This is a genomic window from Micromonospora sp. NBC_01405 (genome assembly GCF_045040155.1).
Classification (GTDB): domain Bacteria; phylum Actinomycetota; class Actinomycetes; order Mycobacteriales; family Micromonosporaceae; genus Micromonospora.
Genome location: NZ_CP109532.1, coordinates 2,455,022 through 2,474,674, shown reverse-complemented (window position 1 = coordinate 2,474,674; position 19,653 = coordinate 2,455,022). Strand labels below are relative to the sequence as shown.

Here is a 19,653-nt window from a genome sequence, read left to right as displayed (position 1 = left end):
TCAGCCAGGTGCGCGCGGAGCGTGCGCTACCGTGGCACCGACCATTCCGCAGCGAAACCGGTGTGAATCCGGCGCTGTCCCGCAACTGTGATGCCCCACTCGTGGCGTCCCGCCCCTTCCAGGGCGGGCGTGGGGCCGGCCACGACGGCCGGCTCCTTCCAGACGTCGGCCGGTCGGCCGGCGCTGCCGTGTGTGGCGAGCCAGGTCGCCTGCGGCGCGGTCGCGACACGCGCCTTCGAGGAAGGGCGCCTCGCGGACGGGCATCCGCACCACGGCTCCTGTCGGCGAAGCACCACGCTCCTCGACCGACAGGAGGATCTGTGTTCCGACGTACCCCCCGGCTCTTCGCCGCGACCCTCGCGGTGGCCGCGCTCGCGCTCGGCGCCTGCGCCGAAAAGAGCTCCGACGACACCCCCGCCGCAGGCGGCGGCTCGGCGTCCGCCGCGTTCCCGGCCACCGTCGGCAAGCTGACGTTGGAGAAGCGTCCGGAGAGGATCGTCTCGCTTGCGCCGAGCGCGACGGAGATGCTCTTCGCCATCGGCGCAGGCAAGCAGGTCACGGCCGCCGACGACCAGTCGAACCACCCGCCGGAGGCGCCGAAGAGCGACCTGTCCGGCTTCCAGCCGAACGCCGAGGCGATCGCCGGCAAGAGCCCCGACCTGGTGGTGCTCTCCGGCAATACCAACAAGATCGTCGAGCAGCTCACCACGCTGAAGATCCCGGTGCTGCTCACCCCGGCGGCGGTCACGCTGGAGGACTCCTACCGGCAGCTCACCGACCTCGGCACGCTCACCGGCCACCCCACCGAGGCGGCCGACGTGGTCCGGCGGATGAAGGACGACATCGCCAAACTGACCAAGGACCTGCCGCAGCGGTCGACGAAGCTGACCTACTACCACGAGCTGGGCCCGGAGCTGTACAGCGCGACCAGCAAGACCTTCATCGGCTCGATCTACGCCCTCGCCGGCCTGGAGAACATCGCCGACCCGTCGGACGCCGACGGCCGCAACGGCGGTTACCCGCAGCTCTCCCAGGAGATCATCGTCAAGGCGAACCCCGACTTCGTCTTCCTGGCCGACACCAAGTGCTGCAAGCAGAGCCCCGAGACGGTCAAGGCGCGCAGCGGCTGGGCCGGCGTCACCGCCGTCAAGAACAACCAGGTCGTCGCGCTCGACGACGACGTCGCCTCGCGCTGGGGCCCGCGGGTCGTCGACCTGCTCCGGGCCGTCGTCGACGCCGTGGCCAAGGTGCCGGCGTGACCCTGGGCGGCGGGCGTTGAGCGGGCCCACCGCCGTGCGGAAAGCGCCGACCCCCACCCCCGGGGACCGGCCGGCCGGGCTGCGGCCCGGCTGGCTGGCCGCGGGGGTGGTGGCCGTGCTGGTCGCGCTCGTCGCCGGGGTCTCCCTCGGCCCGGTCAGCCTGCCCCCCGGCAGCGTCGCCGCCGAGCTGCTCAACCTGCTGCCCGGGGTACGCCTGGACAGCGGCCTGACCGAGCGCGAGATCGCCATCGTCACCGAGCTGCGGCTGCCCCGGGTGGTGCTCGGGCTGCTGGTCGGCGGTCTGCTCGCCCTGGCCGGCGGCTGCTACCAGGGTGTCTTCCGCAACCCACTGGCCGACCCGTACCTGCTCGGGGTGGCGGCCGGGGCCGGGCTGGCGGTAACCGCCGTGATCGCCCTCGGCGCCGGGGCGGGCGGCGCGCTGACCGGGCTGCCGGTCACCATCCCGCTGGCCGCGTTCGTCGGCTCGCTCGGCGCGGTCGCCATGACCTACCTGCTCGGGGCGGCCGGCGGGCGGGGACGCTCGACGGCGACGCTGATCCTGGCCGGGGTGGCCGTGTCCGCGTTCCTCTCCGCCGGGCAGACGTACCTGCTCCAGCGCAACTCCGACACCATCCAGCAGGTCTACTCGTGGCTGCTCGGCCGGTTGGCCACCGCCGGCTGGCACGACGTCCGGCTGGTTCTGCCGTACTTCCTGCTCACCACGGTCGTGGTGCTGCTGCACCGCCGCGAGCTGGACGTGCTGTCCGTCGGCGACGACGAGGCCAGGGGCCTCGGCCTGCACCCGCAGCGGTCCCGGTACCTGCTGATCGCCGCCGCCTCGCTCGGCACCGCCGCCGCGGTCTCCGCGTCCGGGCTGATCGGCTTCGTCGGGATCATCGTCCCGCACACCGTGCGGCTGCTCGCCGGGTCCAGCTACCGGGTCGTCCTGCCGCTGTCCCTGCTCTTCGGCGGGGCGTTCCTGGCGCTGACCGACGTGGTCGCCCGGACCGCCGCCGCCCCCGCCGAGATCCCGATCGGCGTGGTCACCGCGCTGCTCGGCGGCCCGTTCTTCGTGCTGGTCCTGCGCACCGCCCGCCGGGTGCTCACGTGAGCACCTCCGCCGGCCCGCCGCCCGGCGCACCCGCCGTCGAGGTGCGGGACCTGCACGTCACCCTGGACGGCGCGCCGGTCCTGCGCGGCGTCGACCTGCGCGTCGAGCCGGGCGGGTGGGTCACCGTCATCGGCCCGAACGGCGCCGGCAAGTCGACCCTGCTGCGCGCCGTCGGCGGCCTGCTGCCCGCGCCGGGGGCCATCTCCCTGTTCGGTACGCCGAGCGAGGCGCTGCGCCGCCGCGACCGGGCCCGGGTGCTGGCCACCGTCGCCCAGTCCCCGGTGGTCCCGGCCGGCATGTCGGTCTTCGACTACGTGCTGCTCGGCCGGACCCCGTACATCCCGTCGCTGGGCCGGGAGTCCGCCGCCGACCTGGCCGCCGTGCGGGACGTGCTGGACCGCCTCGACCTGGACGGCTTCGGCCACCGTGAGCTGGCCACGCTCTCCGGGGGTGAGCGGCAGCGGGTCTTCCTGGCCCGGGCGCTCGCTCAGGGGGCCACCCTGCTGCTGCTCGACGAACCGACCAGCGCCCTGGACATCGGCCACCAGCAGGAGGTGCTGGAGCTGGTCGACCAGCTCCGCCGCGAGCACGGCCTCACCGTCCTCGCCACCATGCACGACCTCTCCCTGGCCGGCGAGTACGCCGACCGGATGGTCCTGCTGGCCGCCGGCCGGGTCGCCGCGGCCGGGCCGCCCCGCGACGTGCTCACCGAACACCTCCTGGCGACCCACTACCGGGCCTCCGTCCGCGTCCTCCCCGGGGAGCACGGCCCCCTGGTGGTCCCCGTCCGCCCCCGCTGACGCGGGGTCCCTGTCGGCCGTCCCCCCGCCGGCCGGGCCCCGGCGTGCCGGGCTCAGTCGGCGAGGGCGATGACGGAGAAGAGGGCACCCTGCGGGTCGCGGAGGGCGGCGAGCCGACCCTGGGGGATGTCGCGGGGCGGGACCAGGATCGTGCCGCCCAGCTCGGCGGCCCGGGCGGCGGTGGCGTCGGCGTCCGCCACGGCGAAGTAGACGGTCCAGTACGCCGGCAGATCGGCCGGAAAGCCGTCGCCCAGCGGCGGGATCATCCCGGCCACGATCCGCCCGCCCAGCCGCCACCCGGTGTACGTGACCGGTTCCGTCGGCTGCTCCTCCGGATGCCAGCCGAAGACCAGCTCGTAGAAGACCTTCGCGCCCTCCGGGTCCGGGGTGACCAGCTCGTTCCAGCTCATCGCCCCGGGGGCGTTGAACAGCTCCGCCCCCGGGTGGGCCATCGGCTGCCAGACGCTGAACACCGCGCCGGCCGGGTCGGCGAAGACCGCCATCCGGCCCTGGTCGAACACGTCGAACGGGGTGACCAGCACCTGCCCCCCGGCCGCCTCTACCCGGGTGGTGACCAGGTCCGCGTCGTCGGTCGCCACGTACGTCGACCAGATCGGCACCTGGCCCGGGGTGGCCGGTGGCCCGGCGCCCGCCACCGACCGGCCGTCGGAGAGGAAGGTGGTGTAGCCGGCGGCCTCCGGCTGCGGGGCGATCCGGCCGGTCCAGCCGAACAGCTCCGGGTAGAAGCGCCGCGCGCCCGCCAGGTCCGGGGTGGCCAGGTCGGCCCAGCACGGCGTGCCCGGCGGGACGGTGCTCACACTGACCCCTCTCGCAGGGGGCGGCCCCGGCGGGACACCCTGCCCGCATCCTGGCATCGCAACCGGGCCGGGCGGGCGAAATTAGGACGAACTGACCCGGGTGGCGTCGACCGCCCGGCCTCCGCCAGCCAGCCCCACGATCCAGACGCCGAGCATGGCCACCTCACCCGAGCGGGGTGGGAAGGGGGGTCGTGTGCAGCACCGTCAGGCGGGAGACCGCCCGGGTGAGCACCACGTACAGCCGGTGCAGGCCGCGCGGCTCGGCGGCCACGATCGCGGCCGGCTCGACGACCACCACGTGGTCGTACTCCAGGCCCTTGACCAGGGTGGCGGGGACGACGGTGACCCGCGCCGCGGTCTCCACGTCGTCGGCGGTCGCGGTGTCGATTCCCGCGTCGGCCAGCGCCGCGCGCAGCCCGGCCACCGCGTCGTCGGCGGCGATCACGCCGACCGAGCCGTCGTGCGTCAGCGCCGCCCGCACCTCGGCGACCGTCGCCGCCGGCAGGTCGTCCACCGTACGCACGTCCAGCGCGCCGTCGCGGCGCAGCGACTCGGCCGGGGGCACGTCCACCTCCAGCGCCGGCAGCAGCCGATTGGCGAACGCCACCACGGCGGCGGGCACCCGGAAGCCGATGCTCAGCGGCACCACCACCGCGTCCGGCTTGCCCAGGTGGGCCAGGGACTCCCGCCAGTCGCGGGCGGCCCACGGGGCGGTGCCCTGGGCCAGGTCGCCGAGCAGGGTGATCGACCCGTGCTCGCTGCGCCGGGCGAGGGCCCGGCACTGCATGGGGGAGAGGTCCTGCGCCTCGTCGACCACCACGTGCCCGAAGCCGGCGGGGCGCTCCAACAGCCCGGCGGCCTCGTCGACGAGCACCGCGTCGGCGGCCGTCCACTTCGTAGCCTTCGGGGTGCGCGCCGGTCTCGCCCAGGTCAGCAGCGCCTGCTCGGCGTCGGTGAGCACCCCGTCGGCGGCCGTCGCGAGCGCCGCCGGGTCGGCGAGCAGGGAGTGCACCAGCCCCTCCGGGGTGAGCGCCGGCCAGGCCGCGTCCAGGAAGTCGGCGACCGGGCGGCACTTCCCCATCCGGCGCAGCCAGGCGTCGCCCGGCGACTCGGCCCGGCGAGCCTCGGACTGGCGTTGCAGCAGGCCGACCACCCGGGCCCGGACCCGCTCCCGCCCGGTGGCGTACGGCAGCCCCTCCCGGCGGGTCTCCTCGACCAGCCGGTGCAGCGGGTCGAGGCCGATCCGCCAGCGGAACGACCCGTCGGAGACCATGATCGGCTCGGTCGGCGCTGCGATCCGCGACTCGACCGCCCGGCTCAGCACCTCGGCCATCCGCGGATCATGCTTGAGGATCGCCACCGCCGGGTCCTCGCCCGCCCGTACCGGCATCCGGGCGATCAGGTCCTCCACGGTCGCCTGCTCGACCTCGACCTCGCCGAGCGCCGGCAGCACCGCCGCGATGTACGACAGGAACGCCCGGTTCGGCCCCACGATCAGCACCCCGGAGCGGCGCAGCCGTTCCCGGTGCAGGTAGAGCAGGTACGCCGCCCGGTGCAGGCCGACCGCAGTCTTCCCGGTGCCCGGCGCTCCCTGCACGCAGATCGAGTCGGCCAGGTCGGCGCGGACCAGTTCGTCCTGCTCCGGCTGGATGGTGGCGACGATGTCCCGCATCGGCCCGACGCGGGGGCGCTCGATCTCGGCGGTGAGGATGCGGCTGGCCGTGCCCAACTCCTCGCCCCGGTCCAGCCGCTCGTCCTCGAAGCTGGTCAGCGCGCCACGGTCGAAGCCGAAGCGGCGGCGCACGGTCACGCCCTGCGGGTCGCGGGCGCTGGCCCGGTAGAACGCCCGGGACACCGGCGCCCGCCAGTCCAGCACCATGGGCTCACCGAGGTCGTCGGTGACGTGGCGGCGGCCGATGTGGTGCTCCTCGTCGCCGAACGTGAGCCGGCCGAAGAACAGCGGGGTGTCGGGCTGGTCGGCCAGTTCGGCGACGCGGCGGGACAGGGTGCGCCCCAGCATCTCGGCCGTGTACGCGTCACCGGCGACGTTTGCGCCGGTGGCGAAGAGGGCCTCGGTCCGTCCGCGCATGCGGGCCAGCGCGGCGCGGGACACGTCCAGGTGGGCCCGTTCGGCGGCCAGTTCGGTGTCGAGTGAAACGGGTGCGTGCAGGGTCATCCGACGTACTCCTCGGCGCGGGGAACAAACGCTGCCGCTCGCGTTTCCGGCACGGGGCCGGCGCGGGGACGTCCGCTGCGGTGTTCGACACCGCGGCCGTCGGCGGGGCGAACAGTCTACGCCCCGTCCGGCTGACCCGGCAGGCGGTTTATCGGGGATGGGCCGTGGGTTGGCCGGGCCGTCCCGACGCCGGGATCATGGGGCCATGACCGAGGCACGGCCCGAACGGCAGCAGGTGACGATCAGCGATCCGCAGGTGATGCGGGCGTTGGCCCACCCGGCTCGGCTCGCGATCATGGAACATCTCGCCTCGCTACCGGCCGGCGCCACCGCCACCGAGTGCGCGGAACTGGTCGGGCTCTCGCCGAGCGCGACCAGCTACCACCTGCGTGCCTTGGCGAAGTTCGGCCTGGTCGAACAGGCGCCGAGCCGGGGGGACGCCCGGGAGCGGGTGTGGCGTTCGTTCAGCCCGTCCTACTACGTGGAGGCGGGCCAGGCGGCCGACTCCGAGGCGCGGGCCGCCGAGCGGGCCCTCGTGGAGGCGCACATCGCGCGGGACGCGCAGCGGACCCGGGACTGGCTCCGCCGGGCGCCCGAGGAGTCTCCGGAGTGGTACGCCGTCGGCTCGTTCAGCGACAGCGTGCTGCTGCTCACCGCCGAGGAGTTGGGCGCACTCAACGAGGCCGTCCAGGGCCTGCTGGCGCCGTACCGCCGCCGGCTGCGGTCGGACCCGCCGGCGGGAGCGCGCACCGTCGCGGTGCAGTGGCGGGCGGCGCCCATCGACTGAGCGGGGTCCGCCGGGCGGTAGGGGATTGCCAGCGGTAAGTATGAAGGATTATTTTCGAAGCATGTCCTTCGCATCTGACCGGTCGCGCTGGTCCGACGTCTGGCTCGCCACCGTCGCCCGGGGCGTCTCCAGCTGCGGGGACTTCCTCGCGGCGAGCGCCCTCACCCTGGCCCTACAGTCCGCGGGGGCAGGCGGGACGGCCGTGTCGGGGCTGCTGATCGCGGCGACCCTGCCGCTGGTCGCGCTCGCCCCGCTGACCGGGCGGCTCGCCGACCGGGTGAACTCCCGCACTCTGCTGGTGGGGGCCGGCCTGGCCCAGGCCGCGATCTGCCTGGCCCTCGCGTACACCCGGCACCCGGCCCTGGTGATCGGCTTGGTGGCGCTGCTCGCGGCCGGCCTCGCGGTCACCCAGCCGGTGCTCTCCGCGCTGGTGCCGGTGATGGTGCGGCCGGCGGACCTGCCCCGGGCCAGCGCCCTCAACCAGACCGCCGGCACCCTCGGCGCGCTCGCCGGCCCCGCGCTGGCCGGTCTGCTGGTCGGCGGGTTCGGCACCCGCCTGCCGCTGCTCGTGGACGCCGCCAGCTACCTCGTCCTGGTCGCCGCCGGCCTGCTGATCCGGACGCGCCGGGGCGGCGCCCGGTCCGCCGCCCGGGTGAAGCCCGAGGCAGGGCCGACGCCCGGGGCGGAGCCGGCGACACACGGGGCCGGGCCGAGCACAGGGACCGGGCCTACCGCAGATGGCTGGCGGCTGCGCCGGGACCGGCTGCTCGTCGCGATGGTGGCCTCGCTCGCCGGGGTGATCGGCGCGGTGGGGGCGATCAACGTGGTCGAGGTGTTCTTCATCCGGGAGACGCTGGGCAGCTCCACCACGGTCTACGGGCTGGTCACCGGGTCCTGGACGCTCGGCATCGTGCTGGGTGCCTGGGCGCTCGCCCCGCTGGTCCGCCGGCTCACCGACGACGGCCGGCTGCTCGGCACGGGCCTGCTCCTGCTCGGCGGCAGCTGTGTCGCGGTGCTGGTCTCCGCCGCGGTGCCGTCGGCGTGGCTGCTGGTGCCGATCTGGCTGCTCGGCGGGGTGGCCAACGGCGGGGACAACGTCCTGAACAACGTGCTGCTGGCGCGTCGGGTGCCGCAGGTCGCGCTGGGCCGGGCGTACGCCGTGTTCGGCGCGGCCACCCAGGGTGCCTCGATGGTCGGGTTCGCGGCGGGCGGCCTGCTGCTGGAGCTGGCCGAGCCCCGACCGCTGGTGGCGGCGTGCGGCCTCGCGGGGACGCTGGCGGTCGGGGCGTTCGCCGTCCCGGTCGCCCGGGCGGCCCGCGCGGAGCGTGTCGCCGCCGCCCGGCGGGGCGGGGCGGTTCCGGGGCCGGATGCGGAATTGGCCACTTCGAGAGCCGCCCACTGAGCCCCGGACGGGCTGCGGGGATACGGTCACAGCATGGCTGACCGCATCGCCCGCCCCCGCGTCGGACACATCCAGTTCCTGAACTGCCTGCCGATCTACTGGGGTCTGATGCGCTCCGGTGCCCTGATCGACGTCGACCTGCACAAGGACTCGCCGGACCGGCTCAGCGCCGCGCTCGTCGCCGGAGACCTGGACATCGGGCCGATCTCGCACGTCGAGTACCTACGCCACGCCGACGAACTGCTGCTGCTGCCCGGCCTCGCGGTGGGCAGCGACGGCCCGGTGCTCTCGGTCAACGTGGTGTCGACCCGGCCGCTGGCCGAGCTGGACGGCGGTCGGGTGGCCCTCGGCTCGACCTCCCGCACGGGCGTGCTGCTGGCCCGGCTGCTGCTCGGCGAGCGGTACGGCGTAAACCCCGAGTACTTCCGCTGCCCGCCCGACCTGACCCAGATGCTGCTGGAGGCGGACGCCGGAGTGCTGATCGGCGACGTGGCGCTGCGGGCGCTCTACGAGGCGCCCCGGCGCGGCCTGGAGGTCACCGACCTCGGCCAGGCCTGGCGGGACTGGACCGGCCTGCCGATGGTCTTCGCCGTCTGGGCGGTACGCCGGGACTTCGCCGCCGCCCACCCCGGCCTGGTGAAGGAGGTGCACGAGGCGTTCCTGCGCTCGCGTGACCTCTGCCTCGCCGAGCTGGACCAGGTCGCCGAGGCCGCCGCCCGCTGGGAGCCGTTCGACGCCGAGACCCTGGCGACGTACTTCCGGGCGCTGGACTTCTCGCTCGGCGAGCGGCAGGTGGCCGGGCTGCGGGAGTTCGCCCGCCGGGCGACCGAGATCGGCGAGGCCCCGGCCCTGCCCGAGGGCGGCCCGGAGTTCTTCGCCGGCTGACGGCGCGGCCTGTACGCGTGCGCGGCCGGCCTGGGCCGCCTCGGGCTCGGGCTGGGCTCGGCTGGGCCGCCTCGGGCTCGGGCTGGGCTCGGCTGGGCCGCCTCGGGCTCGGGCTGGGCTCGGCTGGGCCGCCTCGGGCTCGGGCTGGGCTCGGCTGGGCCGCCTCGGGCTCGGGCTGGGCCGGCTTGTGGCTTGGCTCGGGTTGGTTTGGGACTCGGCTCGGGCCGCCCCGGGCCGGCCAACCCTCCTCCATCGCTGCATATGGAGCTGCCCCATTCGTGCTACCGCCGACCCGGTAGCGCAAACGGGGCAGCTCCATATGCGGTGCCGAGCGCCACCCCGTGGTCCGGCCGCGACGGGGCCGAGGGGCCGCCGTCAGGTGGTCGAGCGCAGTACCGCCTCGGTGATCTTCTGGCAGTTCTTCATGCCGTACTCGTAGCCCATGTTGATCGGGTAGCGGACCATCACGCCCATCGTCCAGTTGTCGCCGATGGCCAGGCAGTTGATGTGCATCTCCTGCTCCTTGGTCCGGTCGATCCAGCCGTTCTTGATGGCGATCTTCTTCCGTTCCGCCTCCGGGAACGCCTTGCGGATGCCGAAGTCACCGGCACCCCGGACGAGCCGCATCTCGTTGATCAGCCACTTCGTCCATTCCGGGCCGGCTGCGCGACCGTCGGAGATGCACGCGCCGAGTCGCGCGGTGTCCCGGGGGGAGAGGGCGGTCCGGCTCCAGCCCCCGTCGGCCGCGACGCTGCTGTCGGTGGTCTTGCAGATGGAGATCAGCCGCTTGATCGACGCGGACCGGCCGACGGAGTTGTAGAACTGCTCGGCCCGGGTGTTGTCGCTGTCCCGGATGATCCGGGTGGCGTCGGCGAGCTTCGCGTCGCTCGGCGTCTGCCCGGCCTTGTCGGCCAGGCGCAGGTAGTCGGCGACGATCCAGGCCTTGATCAGCGACGCGGTGGTGTTGGTCTCGTCCATGTTCTCCGAACCGATGATCTTCCCGGTCCGGGTGTCCAGCACGCTCCAGGCGTACCAGCCCTTGATGTCGAGGTCGATCTGCTTGTCGGCGAACGGCAGCGGCTCCAGCGACGGCGACGGCGACGGCGACGGCGACGGCGACGGGCTGGTGGTGGGGCTGGGGCGCGAGCTGCGGTCCGGCGCCTCGGCGGCCGAGCGGTCGACCGGGGCGGACGGGTCACCCCATTTGGCGGCGGCGGCCGAGGCCAGCGGGGAGCCGGGCATCAGCCGCAGCGACACCAGCACGAGCCCGATCAGGACGACGGCGATCACGATCAGCCGCAGCGGAGAGGCATCCCCGTCGCGGGCCCGGCGGCTGCCCGCCATCAGAGCTTCCCGATCGGCTGCTGTGGCACCTTGAGCGCGGCACCCGGCTGCGGGGTGACCAGCTGGGTCGCCACGCCGGCGCAGACCTTCGCGCCGTAGGACAGACCGCTCTTCTGCGGGTAGCGCAGCATGACGGCAAGGCTCCACTTCTCGGTGACTGTGAGGCAGTTGACGTGCCAGTTCCCGTCGTAGTTCAACGGCGTCCAGCCGTTTTTGATGCTGACCGGGCCCTGCGCCTTGATCTCGGCGGGCAGGCCGTCGACGATTCCCCACTTGCCGCCGCCGGACTTGAGCTGCTGCTCCTTGACGCTGCCGCGGACCTTGCTCATCTCGTCGAGCACCCACTTGGTCCACTTCGGCCCGGCCGCCTTGCCGTTGGCGATGCAGTCGCCGAGCCGGACGGCGTCCCGGGGGGACATCCGGGTGAAGCTCCAGTAGCCCTCGTACCCGGAGACGTTGCCGCGCTTGGTGTCGGTGAGGCCGCAGATGCTGATGGCCCGCTTGATCACCGGGTTCGGCTGGCCGTTCGGATACACCTTGTACGAGCCGCCCGCCGCGCGGTGGACGGCGTTCGCCGCGTCGTCATTGCTGTCCCGGATGGCCAGGCTCGCCTGCTTCTTCAGCGTGGCGGAGGGCTCCTTGTCGCCGAGCTGGCGCAGGTAGTCAGAGACGATCCATGCCTTGATCATCGACTCGGTGGAGCTGGTCGAGGCCAGGTTCTTCGAGCCGGAGATGGTGCCGGTGGCCCGGTCCATCAGGGCCCAGGAGAAGAACTCGCCGGAGAAGTTCATCGAGACCGGGCCGGCGGCCAGGGTCGGCGGCGGCGGGGCGGTCGGCTCGGGTGCTGCCACGCTCTGCGCGCCCCCGCCTGATCCGCCGGTGTCGTCGTCGGAGAACTGGGCGTATGCGGCGGGAACCAGCAGGGCGCTGCCGAGGAGGACCGCCACGACGGCGAGCACCATGGCCACGCGAGGTCGCATGAGTGGATGAGCTCCAGATGTCAGGGCCGGGGGGCCCGGTCGTTTTCCGAAAGGGTCGGCGTGATCGCCGAGGCCGGGGGAAGCGGCCTCCGTCTGGCGCTGGCAATCGTCGGCAGCCGATCGGTGTGACCGGCAAAGTCTACGTCCGGACGGCCCTGACGCCAGGATCCGACGCCTGTCAGGTTGCTATGAAGGCGGGATAATGGCCCGCTTTGCCGTCCTTGGTGGCTTTCACCTTCGTTTAGTGACCCATGTCATAGCACCGATTCGACCTGCCCCGACACCGAAAGTGACAGTCCGTGACGGAAGGTGTCTTCGGAAACCTATGACACCCTCTGGTGTCAGAAGTTGCGAGCTGTAACACTTGCTGTCATGTATGGCAACGACTTCCCCGCCCCGGACGACGCGCCCGGCGGCAGCCTGCTCGGCGAGGTGGAGGCGGCGGAGGCGGCGCTGCGGGAGGCGGCGGCCCGGCGGCGCGGTGGTGCCCCCGGCCCGGACACCGACCTGGAGGCGTACTTCGCCGACGTGATCGACGCCGACCAGAAGATCGAGCCCCGCGACTGGATGCCCGAGGCGTACCGGAAGACGCTGATCCGGCAGATCGCCCAGCACGCGCACTCCGAGATCATCGGGATGCAGCCGGAGGGGAACTGGATCAGCCGGGCGCCCTCGCTCAAGCGCAAGGCGATCCTGCTTGCCAAGGTGCAGGACGAGGCCGGGCACGGCCTCTACCTGTACGCCGCCGCGGAGACCCTCGGCATCAGCCGGGACGAGCTGGTGCGGCTCCTCCTCGACGGGCGGCAGAAGTACAGCTCGATCTTCAACTACCCGACCCTGACCTGGGCGGACGTGGGCGTGGTCGGCTGGCTGGTGGACGGCGCGGCGATCGTCAACCAGGTCCCGCTCTGCCGCTGCTCCTACGGGCCGTACGCCCGCGCGATGATCCGGGTCTGCAAGGAGGAGTCGTTCCACCAGCGGCAGGGCTACGAGATCCTGCACATCCTGGCCCACGGCACCCCCGACCAGAAGGCGATGGCGCAGGACGCGGTCGACCGCTGGTGGTACCCGTCGCTCGCCATGTTCGGCCCGCCGGACGGCGACTCCACCCACTCCGCGCAGTCGATGGCGTGGAAGATCAAGCGGTTCTCCAACGACGAGCTGCGGCAGCGCTTCGTCGACATGTGCGTGCAGCAGGCCGAGATCCTCGGCCTCACCCTGCCCGACGCCGCCCTGCGCTGGAACGACGAGCGCCAGGCGTACGACTACACCCAGCCCGACTACGACGAGCTGATGCGGGTGATCAAGGGCCAGGGGCCGTGCAACCGGCAGCGGATGGAACACCGCCGCCGCGCCCACGCCGACGGCGCCTGGGTGCGCGAGGCTGCCACGGCGTACGCCGCCAAGCAGGCGGAGAAGAAGGAGAAGGTAGCCGCATGACCGAGCAGTCCCCGCTCTGGGAGGTGTTCGTGCGGGCCCGGCGCGGGCTGGCGCACACCCACGTCGGCAGCCTGCACGCCCCCGACGCCGAACTGGCCCTGCACAACGCCCGGGACCTCTACACCCGTCGCCAGGAGGGCGTCTCCATCTGGGTGGTGCCGGCCGGCGCGATCACCGCGTCCAGCCCGGACGAGAAGGACGCCTTCTTCGACCCGGCGGCCGACAAGGTCTACCGCCACCCCACCTTCTACGAGGTCCCGGACGGGGTGGCCCACCTGTGAACGGCCCCTTCGACTTCGCCCTCGCCCTCGGCGACGACGCGCTGGTCGCCGCGCAACGGCTCGGGGAGTGGACCACCCACGCCCCCGAGATGGAGGAGGACATCGCGCTGGCCAACGTCGCCCTCGACCAGCTCGGCGCGGCCCGGCTGCTGCTCACGTACGCGGGCGAGCTGGAGAGCGCCGGCCGGGACGAGGACGCGCTGGCGTACCTGCGCGACGACCGGGAGTTCCGCAACTGCCTGCTGGTGGAGCTGCCCAACGGCGACTTCGCGGTGACCGTGGCGAAGCTGTTCTTCCTGTCGGCGTACCAGCTCCCGCTGTACGCCGCGCTGGCCGGCTGCGCCGACGAGCGGCTCGCCGCGATCGGGGCCAAGACGCGTAAGGAGTCCGCGTACCACCTCGACCACGCGTCGCTCTGGGTGCGGCGGCTCGGCGACGGCACCGCCGAGTCGCACCGCCGGATGCAGGCCGCCGTCGACCAGGTCTGGCCGTACGTCCACGAGCTGTTCGCGCCGTTCCCGGGCGCGCCGGTGGACCCGACCACCCTGCGCGCGGCGTTCGACGCCGCCGTGGACCCGGTGCTCGCCGAGGCCACGCTGTCCCGGCCGGCGGACGGCTGGGCGCCGGCCGGCGGGCGGGACGGCCTGCACACCGAGCACCTGTCGTACCTGCTCACCGAGATGCAGGTGCTGCACCGCGCCCACCCGGGGGCGAAGTGGTAGGCCCGAGGGAGGCCGTGGCGGCGGTGGTGGACCCGGAGATCCGGGTGATCACCATCGACGAGCTCGGCATTCTGCGGGCGGTCGACGAGGACCCGGCCACCGGCCGGGTGGCCGTGACCATCACCCCCACCTACACCGGCTGCCCGGCGATGGACGTGATCCGCGCCGACATCCGCCGGGCGCTCGCCGCCGCCGGCCACCCCGACGCCGAGGTCCGCACGGTCTACAGCCCGGCGTGGAGCACCGACTGGATCTCCGAGACCGGTCGGGCGAAGCTCGCCGACGCCGGCATCGCGCCGCCGGCCCCGGTCCGGTCCGGTCCGGTCGTGCCGCTGACCCTCGCCGTCCGCTGCCCGCGCTGCGGCTCCCCGGAGACCGAGCAGATCAGCCGGTTCGGCTCCACCGCCTGCAAGGCGCTCTGGCGCTGCCGTTCCTGCTCCGAACCCTTCGACCACCTGAAGGCGCTGTGACTGTCACGATCACCCGCCCGGTCCGTCGCCGGCCGGTCTTCCACCCGCTGCCCGTCGCCGCCGTCGACCGGCTCACCGCCGACGCCGTGGCGGTCACCTTCGCCGTGCCCGAGGAGCTTCGGGAGACCTTCGCGTTCCGCGCCGGCCAGCACCTCACCGTGCGGCTTCCCGCCGGAGGCGGGCTCACCGGCTCCGCCGGTGCTGACGGCGAGGACGTGCGGCGGTCGTACTCGATCTGCTCGACGCCCGACGACCTGGCCCGGCACGGCCGGCTGCGGATCGGGGTGCGGGAGATCCCCGGCGGCGCGTTCTCCGCGTACGCCTGCGGCGCCCTGCGGCACGGCGACACCGTCGAGGTGCTGCCCCCGCTCGGGCACTTCACCACGGCGTTCGCGCCGGACCGGGCCCGCCGCTACGGCGCGGTGGTCGCCGGCTCCGGCATCACCCCCGTGCTCGCGCTGGTCGCCACCGCCCTGGCCGTCGAGCCGGCCAGCACCTTCACCCTGGTGTACGGCAACCGCTCGGCGAACTCGGTGATGTTCGCCGAGGAGTTGGCGGACCTGAAGGACCGGTACCCGACCCGGCTGCACCTGGTGCATGTGCTCTCCCGCGAGCGGGGCGAGTCGCCGCTGCTGTCGGGCCGGATCGACGCCGGGCGGCTGGGTTGGCTGCTGGAGACCATCGTGCCGGGCGACGCGATCGAGGAGTGGTTCCTCTGCGGCCCGTACGGGATGGTGGTCGACGCGAAGGCGGTGCTGGCGGAGCGCGGCGTGCCGGAGTCGGCGGTGCACACGGAGTTGTTCCACGTCGCCGAGGCCCCCGCGCCGCCGCGCCGCCCGGCCGACCGGCCCGGTGCCGGGGCGGAGGTGACGATCGTGCTGGACGGCCGGTCGTCGTCTTTCACGATGGGTCGTGAGGAGCGGGTCCTCGACGCGGCGCTGCGGGTGCGCGCCGAGCTGCCGTACGCGTGCAAGGGCGGGGTCTGCTCGACGTGCCGGGCGAAGGTCGTCGACGGCGAGGTGACGATGGCCCGCAACTACGCCCTGGAGCCGGACGAGGTGGCCGCCGGGTACGTGCTGACCTGCCAGTCCAGCCCGGTCACGGACACGATCACGGTCGACTACGACGCCTGACCCGCCCCGCCCGGATATCTAGAGGAAAGCGGCCCGTCGAGGGCCGGTCCGCTTCCAAGCTCGACCCGATCATTTCCTGCTGGCGTTCTCGTCTGGACTCCTGTCTGCAGGTGTCTGTCTGCCTGCCTGCTGGGCGACAGCGCCTGTCAGGTCGTCGTGAGCGCTGTGGCGGCCGACGGTCAACTGCGGGTGCGATGATCGGATCGCCGCGATCGCTGCTGCGGACGCGACGGCGAGGAGTGCGAGTGCCAACCAGGGCAGGGCGGGCACATGCCATCGATCGCCGAGATCCGCGAGATAGCCGATGATCGTGTTCCAGCCGGCGGCGACAAGTCCTCCTGCGGTGGCGTACACGCCCAGGTATGTGCCGGTCAGGCCCGGACGGGCGAAGTCTGCGGCGCGGTCGAGCGCGAATGGTTGTGCGATTGGTTGTGCGATGTTCAGGCCGATCGCCAGGAAGCCGGTGGAAAGGGCCACCGGTATCGAGGAGGCCAAGACGAACGCGATCGTGGTGTTCCGGCCGCCGTCGGCCAGCCAGGTCGCGCTGCAGGCCCCGGCGATGAAGGACGCGGCGGCGAGTAGCAGGCCGACGATGATCGCACTGTGCGAACCTGGATGAGCACCCCGCCGAGCAGCGGGCCAGCCAGCGCGCCAACCGTGTTCGTAAGGCTGTAGAGGGTGAACGCGTCGACGCGCCGATCGGCGGCCTCCAGCGCCAGGTAGGTGCGGACGGCCGGGGAGAACAACGCACCGGCCAGGCCGGTCAGGATGGCGGCGCTCATGAGCCCGGCGGCGCTGCTCGAAAAGGCGAAGATGGCGAAGGCTACGACCCGTAACGCACAGCCGGCGATGATGATCGGACGGCAGCCAAAGCGGTCCGCCGCGGCACCGCCCACGATGGTCAGTCCCTGCTGGGCGAAGGTCCGGACCCCGAGTACAGCGCCGACGACCGCCGCTGCCATGTGCAGGTCGTTGGTCAGGTATGTGGCGAGGTAGGGCACCAGCAGGTAGAACCCGACAGCCATCCCGCACTGATTCACCAGCAGCAGTTGCACCGGCCCTGGCATGGACCGGAACAGCCTGAGCGTGCGCACCGCACCTCCGGCCTCGCCGTTCCTGCAATCGGCTTGAAGCCCGAAATTAGCAGTTGCAAGAGTGTGGCGATAGCTGGTTGCGAACCTTGAGGCAGCCGTGGACCCGGCAGCCTTTCGGGCGGTGGGTGAGCCGGGTTTCGCGCTTCGCGGCAGGGGCATGTGTCGCGGACACTATGGAGCTGCCCTCACGAACGGGGCACGCCTCGGAGCGGTTGCGGGACCGGGCGGCTGGTCCCATGAACGGGGCAGCTCGATAGGTCGTGAACAACGACATCATCCATCGGGGTCGCCACCCCACCTCACCGTCCGCGACGGCAGCCCCGCCCCGCCAGGCCGCCGGCGATCAGTCGCCGCTGCGGACGTGGGCGATCCAGAAGGTGAGGTCGGAGTGGTGCTCCGTGAGGACGACCGGCTCGCCGCAGGCCTCCTCGATCAGTTTGACCCCCTCGTCCAGGTGCGCCGGCTGATGATCCCAGTCGTCGTCCACGAACAGGTGCAGGCCGGCCGCGCCCCGGTCGTCGCCGAGCGCCTCGGTTGCCTCGGGCGGCACCAGCACGGGGCGCGTTCAAGTGGCCGGCGGGAAAACGGCAGGCCCCGCCCCGCCGAACCGCCCAAAGTCAACCATTTTCCGGGAACCCCGTTCCGCTAACTAGGATGATCGGAGATCTTGGAAGATTTCGGCCCCTCCAGGGGCCATTTCCTACCAAGATCTCCCACACGTCAGTCGTGAATCGGCCCGGCGTCGGAGAATGGCGCTCCTGGTTGGGGCGCGCGGCACGACCACCCCTGAGCTGTCCGGCGTGACCTGGCGCAAGTCCACCCGCAGCGGCCCGCCCGCCAACTCCGTGGAGGTGGCCATGCTGACCGAGGAGGTCGCCGTACGCGAGAAGGGACCCGGTGCTGGCCTTCGCCCACGTCCTGGGCCGCCTTCGTCGGCGTACCGACTCGGGGCCTGACCGCCCGGCGGGGCCGGTCCGGACGATGCAGGCCGGCAGCGCGCAGGCCGGTCCGGACGATGCAGGCCCGCAGCGCGCTGGCCCGCAGCGCGCTGGGCGGTTGCGCTCAGGCCAGCAGCGGGGTGAGCAGGCGTGCCGGGTCCACGGTGCCGGGCCGGTCGCTCACCTGGCCGTCCCCCAGCTCGATCACCCGCCACTGCCCGTCGTCGCGCAGCGCCAGGTCGACCGTGACGAAGGGCAGTCCCAGCCCGGCCACCAGCGGTGCGACGGCGGTCAGGTCGGGGTCGACGGCGGGAGGTCGGTCCGGGGTGTCCGGGTGCGGGCCGACCAGCACGCACCGGCCGTCCCGCCACCAGGTCCGCACCTCCGCCGAGGTGAACCGCTCGAAGCGGCGCAGCACGAAGCCGCCCACGAAGTCGTCCGCGCGGAGCTGCCGGAAGCGGCTGGCCACCGCCCAGGTGGCCTCGGGGTCGGCCAGGTCGGGAATGAAGGCCGCCTCGTCCCAGTGGTGCTTCATCGACTTGCAGTAGTCGCGGAGCACGGCCGGGCCGTCGCCCAGCGCGACGCGGGCCCGGTCGAACGCGTCCCGCCCGGCCCTCACGGTCCACGTCGTGGCCGGCGTCACGGGCTTCAGGGCCGCGTACCAGCCGGGGAGTTCGTGCGCCCGCCGGTAGTGCTCGGCGCTGGTACGCAGCGTGACGCCCCGCGCGGCCAGCGCGTCCGCGAAGGCGGCGTACCGCTCGGAGCGGAGCATCCAGCCGCGGTAGACCGCCTCGGTCTCCTCGGGCAGCTGTCGCAGGGCGGCTTCGGCGTCGCCCCGGGCGAGCGCGTCGTGGTCGACGACCGCGACCGGCACGCCGGCCTCCCGGGCGGTCGTCGCCTCCGGCGTGAAGTGCGGGTCCGGGCGGCGGGTCCGGAGCGGGTCGGCGGGTACGAGCAGCAGCATCCCGCCATCCTCCCCGAGCCCAGCCACCCGAGTGGGCGTCAGCTCGGGGCCTTGACCTGGCCGTCGAAGGCGATGCTGCGCCACAGGTCGAACTGGCGGTCGTTGCCGATCAGGGGGTTGCCGACCAGCGCGACGGCGGCGGTCACCTCCTCGTTGTTGCTGAGCTGGCGGAAGTAGCCGGGGCCGACCAGGGCGATGCCCCGGTTGGTGGACTGGATCAGCCTCATGTCGTTCTCCGTGAGGTCGAGGGGTGGGTTGCCGGCGAGCTGGCGGGCCACGTCGGCGCGCATCGAGTCGAGGTCGATGAAGGAGGGGTCGATCTTGCCGCTGGTGCTGGTCTCCCGGTGGCCCCGGGCGTGGCTGGCATCCCGGCCGAGCCGCCGCAGCACGGCGGCGGTCGCGAGCACCGAGGCGGCGTACTGCGCGTTGGTCATGGCCTGGTTGACCCCGTTGTAGTCGATCTCCCAACCGACCATCAGGGTGTTGCCGTCGCCGGCCGGGATGGGGCCGCTGCCCCGGCTGACGCCGGCGTGGTTGGCCCGTCCGCCCGAGATGACGTGGAAGACGCCGTTGTGGTCGACCAGCGCCTGACAGAGCGGGCCGGGCAGGTCGGACCGGCCGTTGATGCAGATGTTCAGGGCGGGGTGCGGGTTGGCGGCGCTGGAGGTGGCCGCGGTGTGGTGCCAGAGCACGCCGATCGGGGCGAACGAGCTGCCGGCGACCCGGCCGAGCCAGTTGCCGTGTTCGACCACGGTGACGCCGGCGCCGCGGAGCACGTCGGCGAGCCAGGGGATGGTGGCCATCAGGCCGTGATCAGGTCGGCGAGACACTCCGGGGTCGGGGTCGTCGCCGCCTGTGCCGGCCCGCTCACCGTCACCAGGGCCAGCGCGGTGGCCGCGAGGGGTACGAGGCCGAGCAGCGTCCGGCGGGGTAGTGGGCGAGGGGCGGGGGGAGTCGGGTCCGTGATCATTCACGCATGTTAATTGATCGATCAATATCGGGTAAGTCCCCGCGCTTGCGGGTGCCGGGGGCGGGCTGTGTCGTGGTCG

General features: G+C 73.1%; 22 protein-coding genes. 12 read left to right on the top strand and 10 right to left on the bottom strand.

The features are described 5' to 3' along the window. The first annotated feature begins 320 nt into the window (after positions 1-320). Genes OG559_RS10045 through OG559_RS10035 form a run of 3 tightly spaced genes read left to right on the top strand, consistent with a single transcriptional unit; the run spans position 321 to position 3,170 of the window. Entirely contained in the window at positions 321-1,259 is a 939-nt protein-coding gene (locus tag OG559_RS10045; protein ID WP_405114560.1) for an ABC transporter substrate-binding protein, read from the top strand. A gap of 16 nt (positions 1,260-1,275) precedes the next feature. After that, the gene (locus tag OG559_RS10040; protein ID WP_405114558.1) at positions 1,276-2,370 is read left to right on the top strand and encodes a FecCD family ABC transporter permease; all 1,095 of its coding nucleotides are present in this window, start codon (positions 1,276-1,278) and stop codon (positions 2,368-2,370) included. Next, the gene (locus tag OG559_RS10035) at positions 2,367-3,170 is read left to right on the top strand and encodes an ABC transporter ATP-binding protein (protein WP_405114557.1); all 804 of its coding nucleotides are present in this window, start codon (positions 2,367-2,369) and stop codon (positions 3,168-3,170) included. Before OG559_RS10040 ends, OG559_RS10035 begins: the two co-directional genes overlap by 4 nt. A gap of 53 nt (positions 3,171-3,223) precedes the next feature. Here the strand turns inward: OG559_RS10035 and OG559_RS10030 are convergent, their stop codons facing one another. After that, complete coding sequence (locus OG559_RS10030) at positions 3,224-3,988, bottom strand: VOC family protein (protein ID WP_405114555.1); 765 nt, start codon at positions 3,986-3,988, stop codon at positions 3,224-3,226. Between the two features lie 163 nt (positions 3,989-4,151). Further along, on the bottom strand, positions 4,152-6,164 hold the full coding sequence (locus tag OG559_RS10025) for a HelD family protein (protein ID WP_405114553.1): 2,013 nt from the start codon (positions 6,162-6,164) through the stop codon (positions 4,152-4,154). Between the two features lie 205 nt (positions 6,165-6,369). On the opposite strand from OG559_RS10025, the gene OG559_RS10020 reads away from it, so the two are divergent. The 3 genes from OG559_RS10020 (at position 6,370) to OG559_RS10010 (ending at position 9,238) form a co-directional block, all read left to right on the top strand. Next, the gene (locus OG559_RS10020) at positions 6,370-6,951 is read left to right on the top strand and encodes an ArsR/SmtB family transcription factor (RefSeq protein ID WP_405114551.1); all 582 of its coding nucleotides are present in this window, start codon (positions 6,370-6,372) and stop codon (positions 6,949-6,951) included. Between the two features lie 61 nt (positions 6,952-7,012). After that, the gene (locus tag OG559_RS10015; protein ID WP_405114549.1) at positions 7,013-8,353 is read left to right on the top strand and encodes an MFS transporter; all 1,341 of its coding nucleotides are present in this window, start codon (positions 7,013-7,015) and stop codon (positions 8,351-8,353) included. 33 nt (positions 8,354-8,386) lie between these two features. Continuing rightward, a complete protein-coding gene (locus OG559_RS10010) occupies positions 8,387-9,238 on the top strand; it encodes a menaquinone biosynthetic enzyme MqnA/MqnD family protein (protein ID WP_405114547.1) in 852 nt (283 codons plus the stop codon). A 375-nt stretch (positions 9,239-9,613) separates the two neighbouring features. Here OG559_RS10010 and OG559_RS10005 read toward each other — a convergent pair whose 3' ends face one another. Continuing rightward, complete coding sequence (locus OG559_RS10005; RefSeq protein ID WP_405114545.1) at positions 9,614-10,582, bottom strand: hypothetical protein; 969 nt, start codon at positions 10,580-10,582, stop codon at positions 9,614-9,616. Continuing rightward, positions 10,582-11,562 carry a hypothetical protein gene (locus OG559_RS10000; protein WP_405114543.1) on the bottom strand — a complete coding sequence of 327 codons (981 nt, stop codon included), beginning with the start codon at positions 11,560-11,562 and terminating at the stop codon, positions 10,582-10,584. The genes OG559_RS10005 and OG559_RS10000 overlap by 1 nt, the downstream gene beginning before the upstream one ends. A 372-nt stretch (positions 11,563-11,934) precedes the next feature. Here OG559_RS10000 and paaA point away from each other — a divergent pair, with 372 nt between their 5' ends. From paaA to paaE, 5 genes are read left to right on the top strand one after another with little or no spacing between them, the layout of a single operon-like run. After that, a complete protein-coding gene (paaA, locus tag OG559_RS09995) occupies positions 11,935-13,002 on the top strand; it encodes a 1,2-phenylacetyl-CoA epoxidase subunit PaaA (protein ID WP_405114540.1) in 1,068 nt (355 codons plus the stop codon). Beyond that, positions 12,999-13,283, top strand: coding sequence for a 1,2-phenylacetyl-CoA epoxidase subunit PaaB (gene paaB / locus OG559_RS09990; RefSeq protein WP_350883423.1), 285 nt, complete (start codon positions 12,999-13,001; stop codon positions 13,281-13,283). The genes paaA and paaB overlap by 4 nt, the downstream gene beginning before the upstream one ends. Next, the gene (gene paaC, locus OG559_RS09985; protein WP_405114538.1) at positions 13,280-14,005 is read left to right on the top strand and encodes a 1,2-phenylacetyl-CoA epoxidase subunit PaaC; all 726 of its coding nucleotides are present in this window, start codon (positions 13,280-13,282) and stop codon (positions 14,003-14,005) included. The genes paaB and paaC overlap by 4 nt, the downstream gene beginning before the upstream one ends. Further along, positions 13,999-14,475 carry a 1,2-phenylacetyl-CoA epoxidase subunit PaaD gene (gene paaD, locus OG559_RS09980; RefSeq protein ID WP_405114535.1) on the top strand — a complete coding sequence of 159 codons (477 nt, stop codon included), beginning with the start codon at positions 13,999-14,001 and terminating at the stop codon, positions 14,473-14,475. Before paaC ends, paaD begins: the two co-directional genes overlap by 7 nt. Next, the gene (paaE, locus tag OG559_RS09975) at positions 14,472-15,608 is read left to right on the top strand and encodes a 1,2-phenylacetyl-CoA epoxidase subunit PaaE (RefSeq protein ID WP_405114533.1); all 1,137 of its coding nucleotides are present in this window, start codon (positions 14,472-14,474) and stop codon (positions 15,606-15,608) included. The genes paaD and paaE overlap by 4 nt, the downstream gene beginning before the upstream one ends. 69 nt (positions 15,609-15,677) lie before the next feature. Here the strand turns inward: paaE and OG559_RS09970 are convergent, their stop codons facing one another. The 3 genes from OG559_RS09970 to OG559_RS09960 all read right to left on the bottom strand — a co-directional run bounded on the left by OG559_RS09970 (position 15,678) and on the right by OG559_RS09960 (position 17,258). Continuing rightward, positions 15,678-16,085, bottom strand: coding sequence for a hypothetical protein (locus OG559_RS09970; protein ID WP_405114531.1), 408 nt, complete (start codon positions 16,083-16,085; stop codon positions 15,678-15,680). Beyond that, positions 16,049-16,663 (bottom strand): MFS transporter, encoded by a 615-nt coding sequence (locus OG559_RS09965; RefSeq protein ID WP_405114528.1) that lies wholly within the window; start codon positions 16,661-16,663, stop codon positions 16,049-16,051. The genes OG559_RS09970 and OG559_RS09965 overlap by 37 nt, the downstream gene beginning before the upstream one ends. 382 nt (positions 16,664-17,045) lie before the next feature. After that, complete coding sequence (locus OG559_RS09960; protein ID WP_405114526.1) at positions 17,046-17,258, bottom strand: hypothetical protein; 213 nt, start codon at positions 17,256-17,258, stop codon at positions 17,046-17,048. Positions 17,259-17,451: 193 nt separating this feature from the next. Between OG559_RS09960 and OG559_RS09955 the strand changes: the two genes are divergently transcribed. After that, entirely contained in the window at positions 17,452-17,658 is a 207-nt protein-coding gene (locus OG559_RS09955; protein ID WP_405114523.1) for a DUF397 domain-containing protein, read from the top strand. A 106-nt stretch (positions 17,659-17,764) separates the two neighbouring features. On the opposite strand, the gene OG559_RS09950 is transcribed toward OG559_RS09955, so the two are convergent. From OG559_RS09950 to OG559_RS09940, 3 genes are read right to left on the bottom strand one after another with little or no spacing between them, the layout of a single operon-like run. Next, positions 17,765-18,604: an ATP-grasp domain-containing protein gene (locus OG559_RS09950; protein WP_405114521.1), complete on the bottom strand. Its 840-nt coding sequence runs from the start codon at positions 18,602-18,604 to the stop codon at positions 17,765-17,767. A gap of 38 nt (positions 18,605-18,642) precedes the next feature. Next, positions 18,643-19,407, bottom strand: a complete 765-nt coding sequence (locus OG559_RS09945) for an N-acetylmuramoyl-L-alanine amidase (RefSeq protein ID WP_405114519.1) — start codon at positions 19,405-19,407, stop codon at positions 18,643-18,645. Further along, on the bottom strand, positions 19,407-19,574 hold the full coding sequence (locus OG559_RS09940) for a hypothetical protein (protein ID WP_405114517.1): 168 nt from the start codon (positions 19,572-19,574) through the stop codon (positions 19,407-19,409). Before OG559_RS09940 ends, OG559_RS09945 begins: the two co-directional genes overlap by 1 nt. Positions 19,575-19,653: the final 79 nt, after the last annotated feature.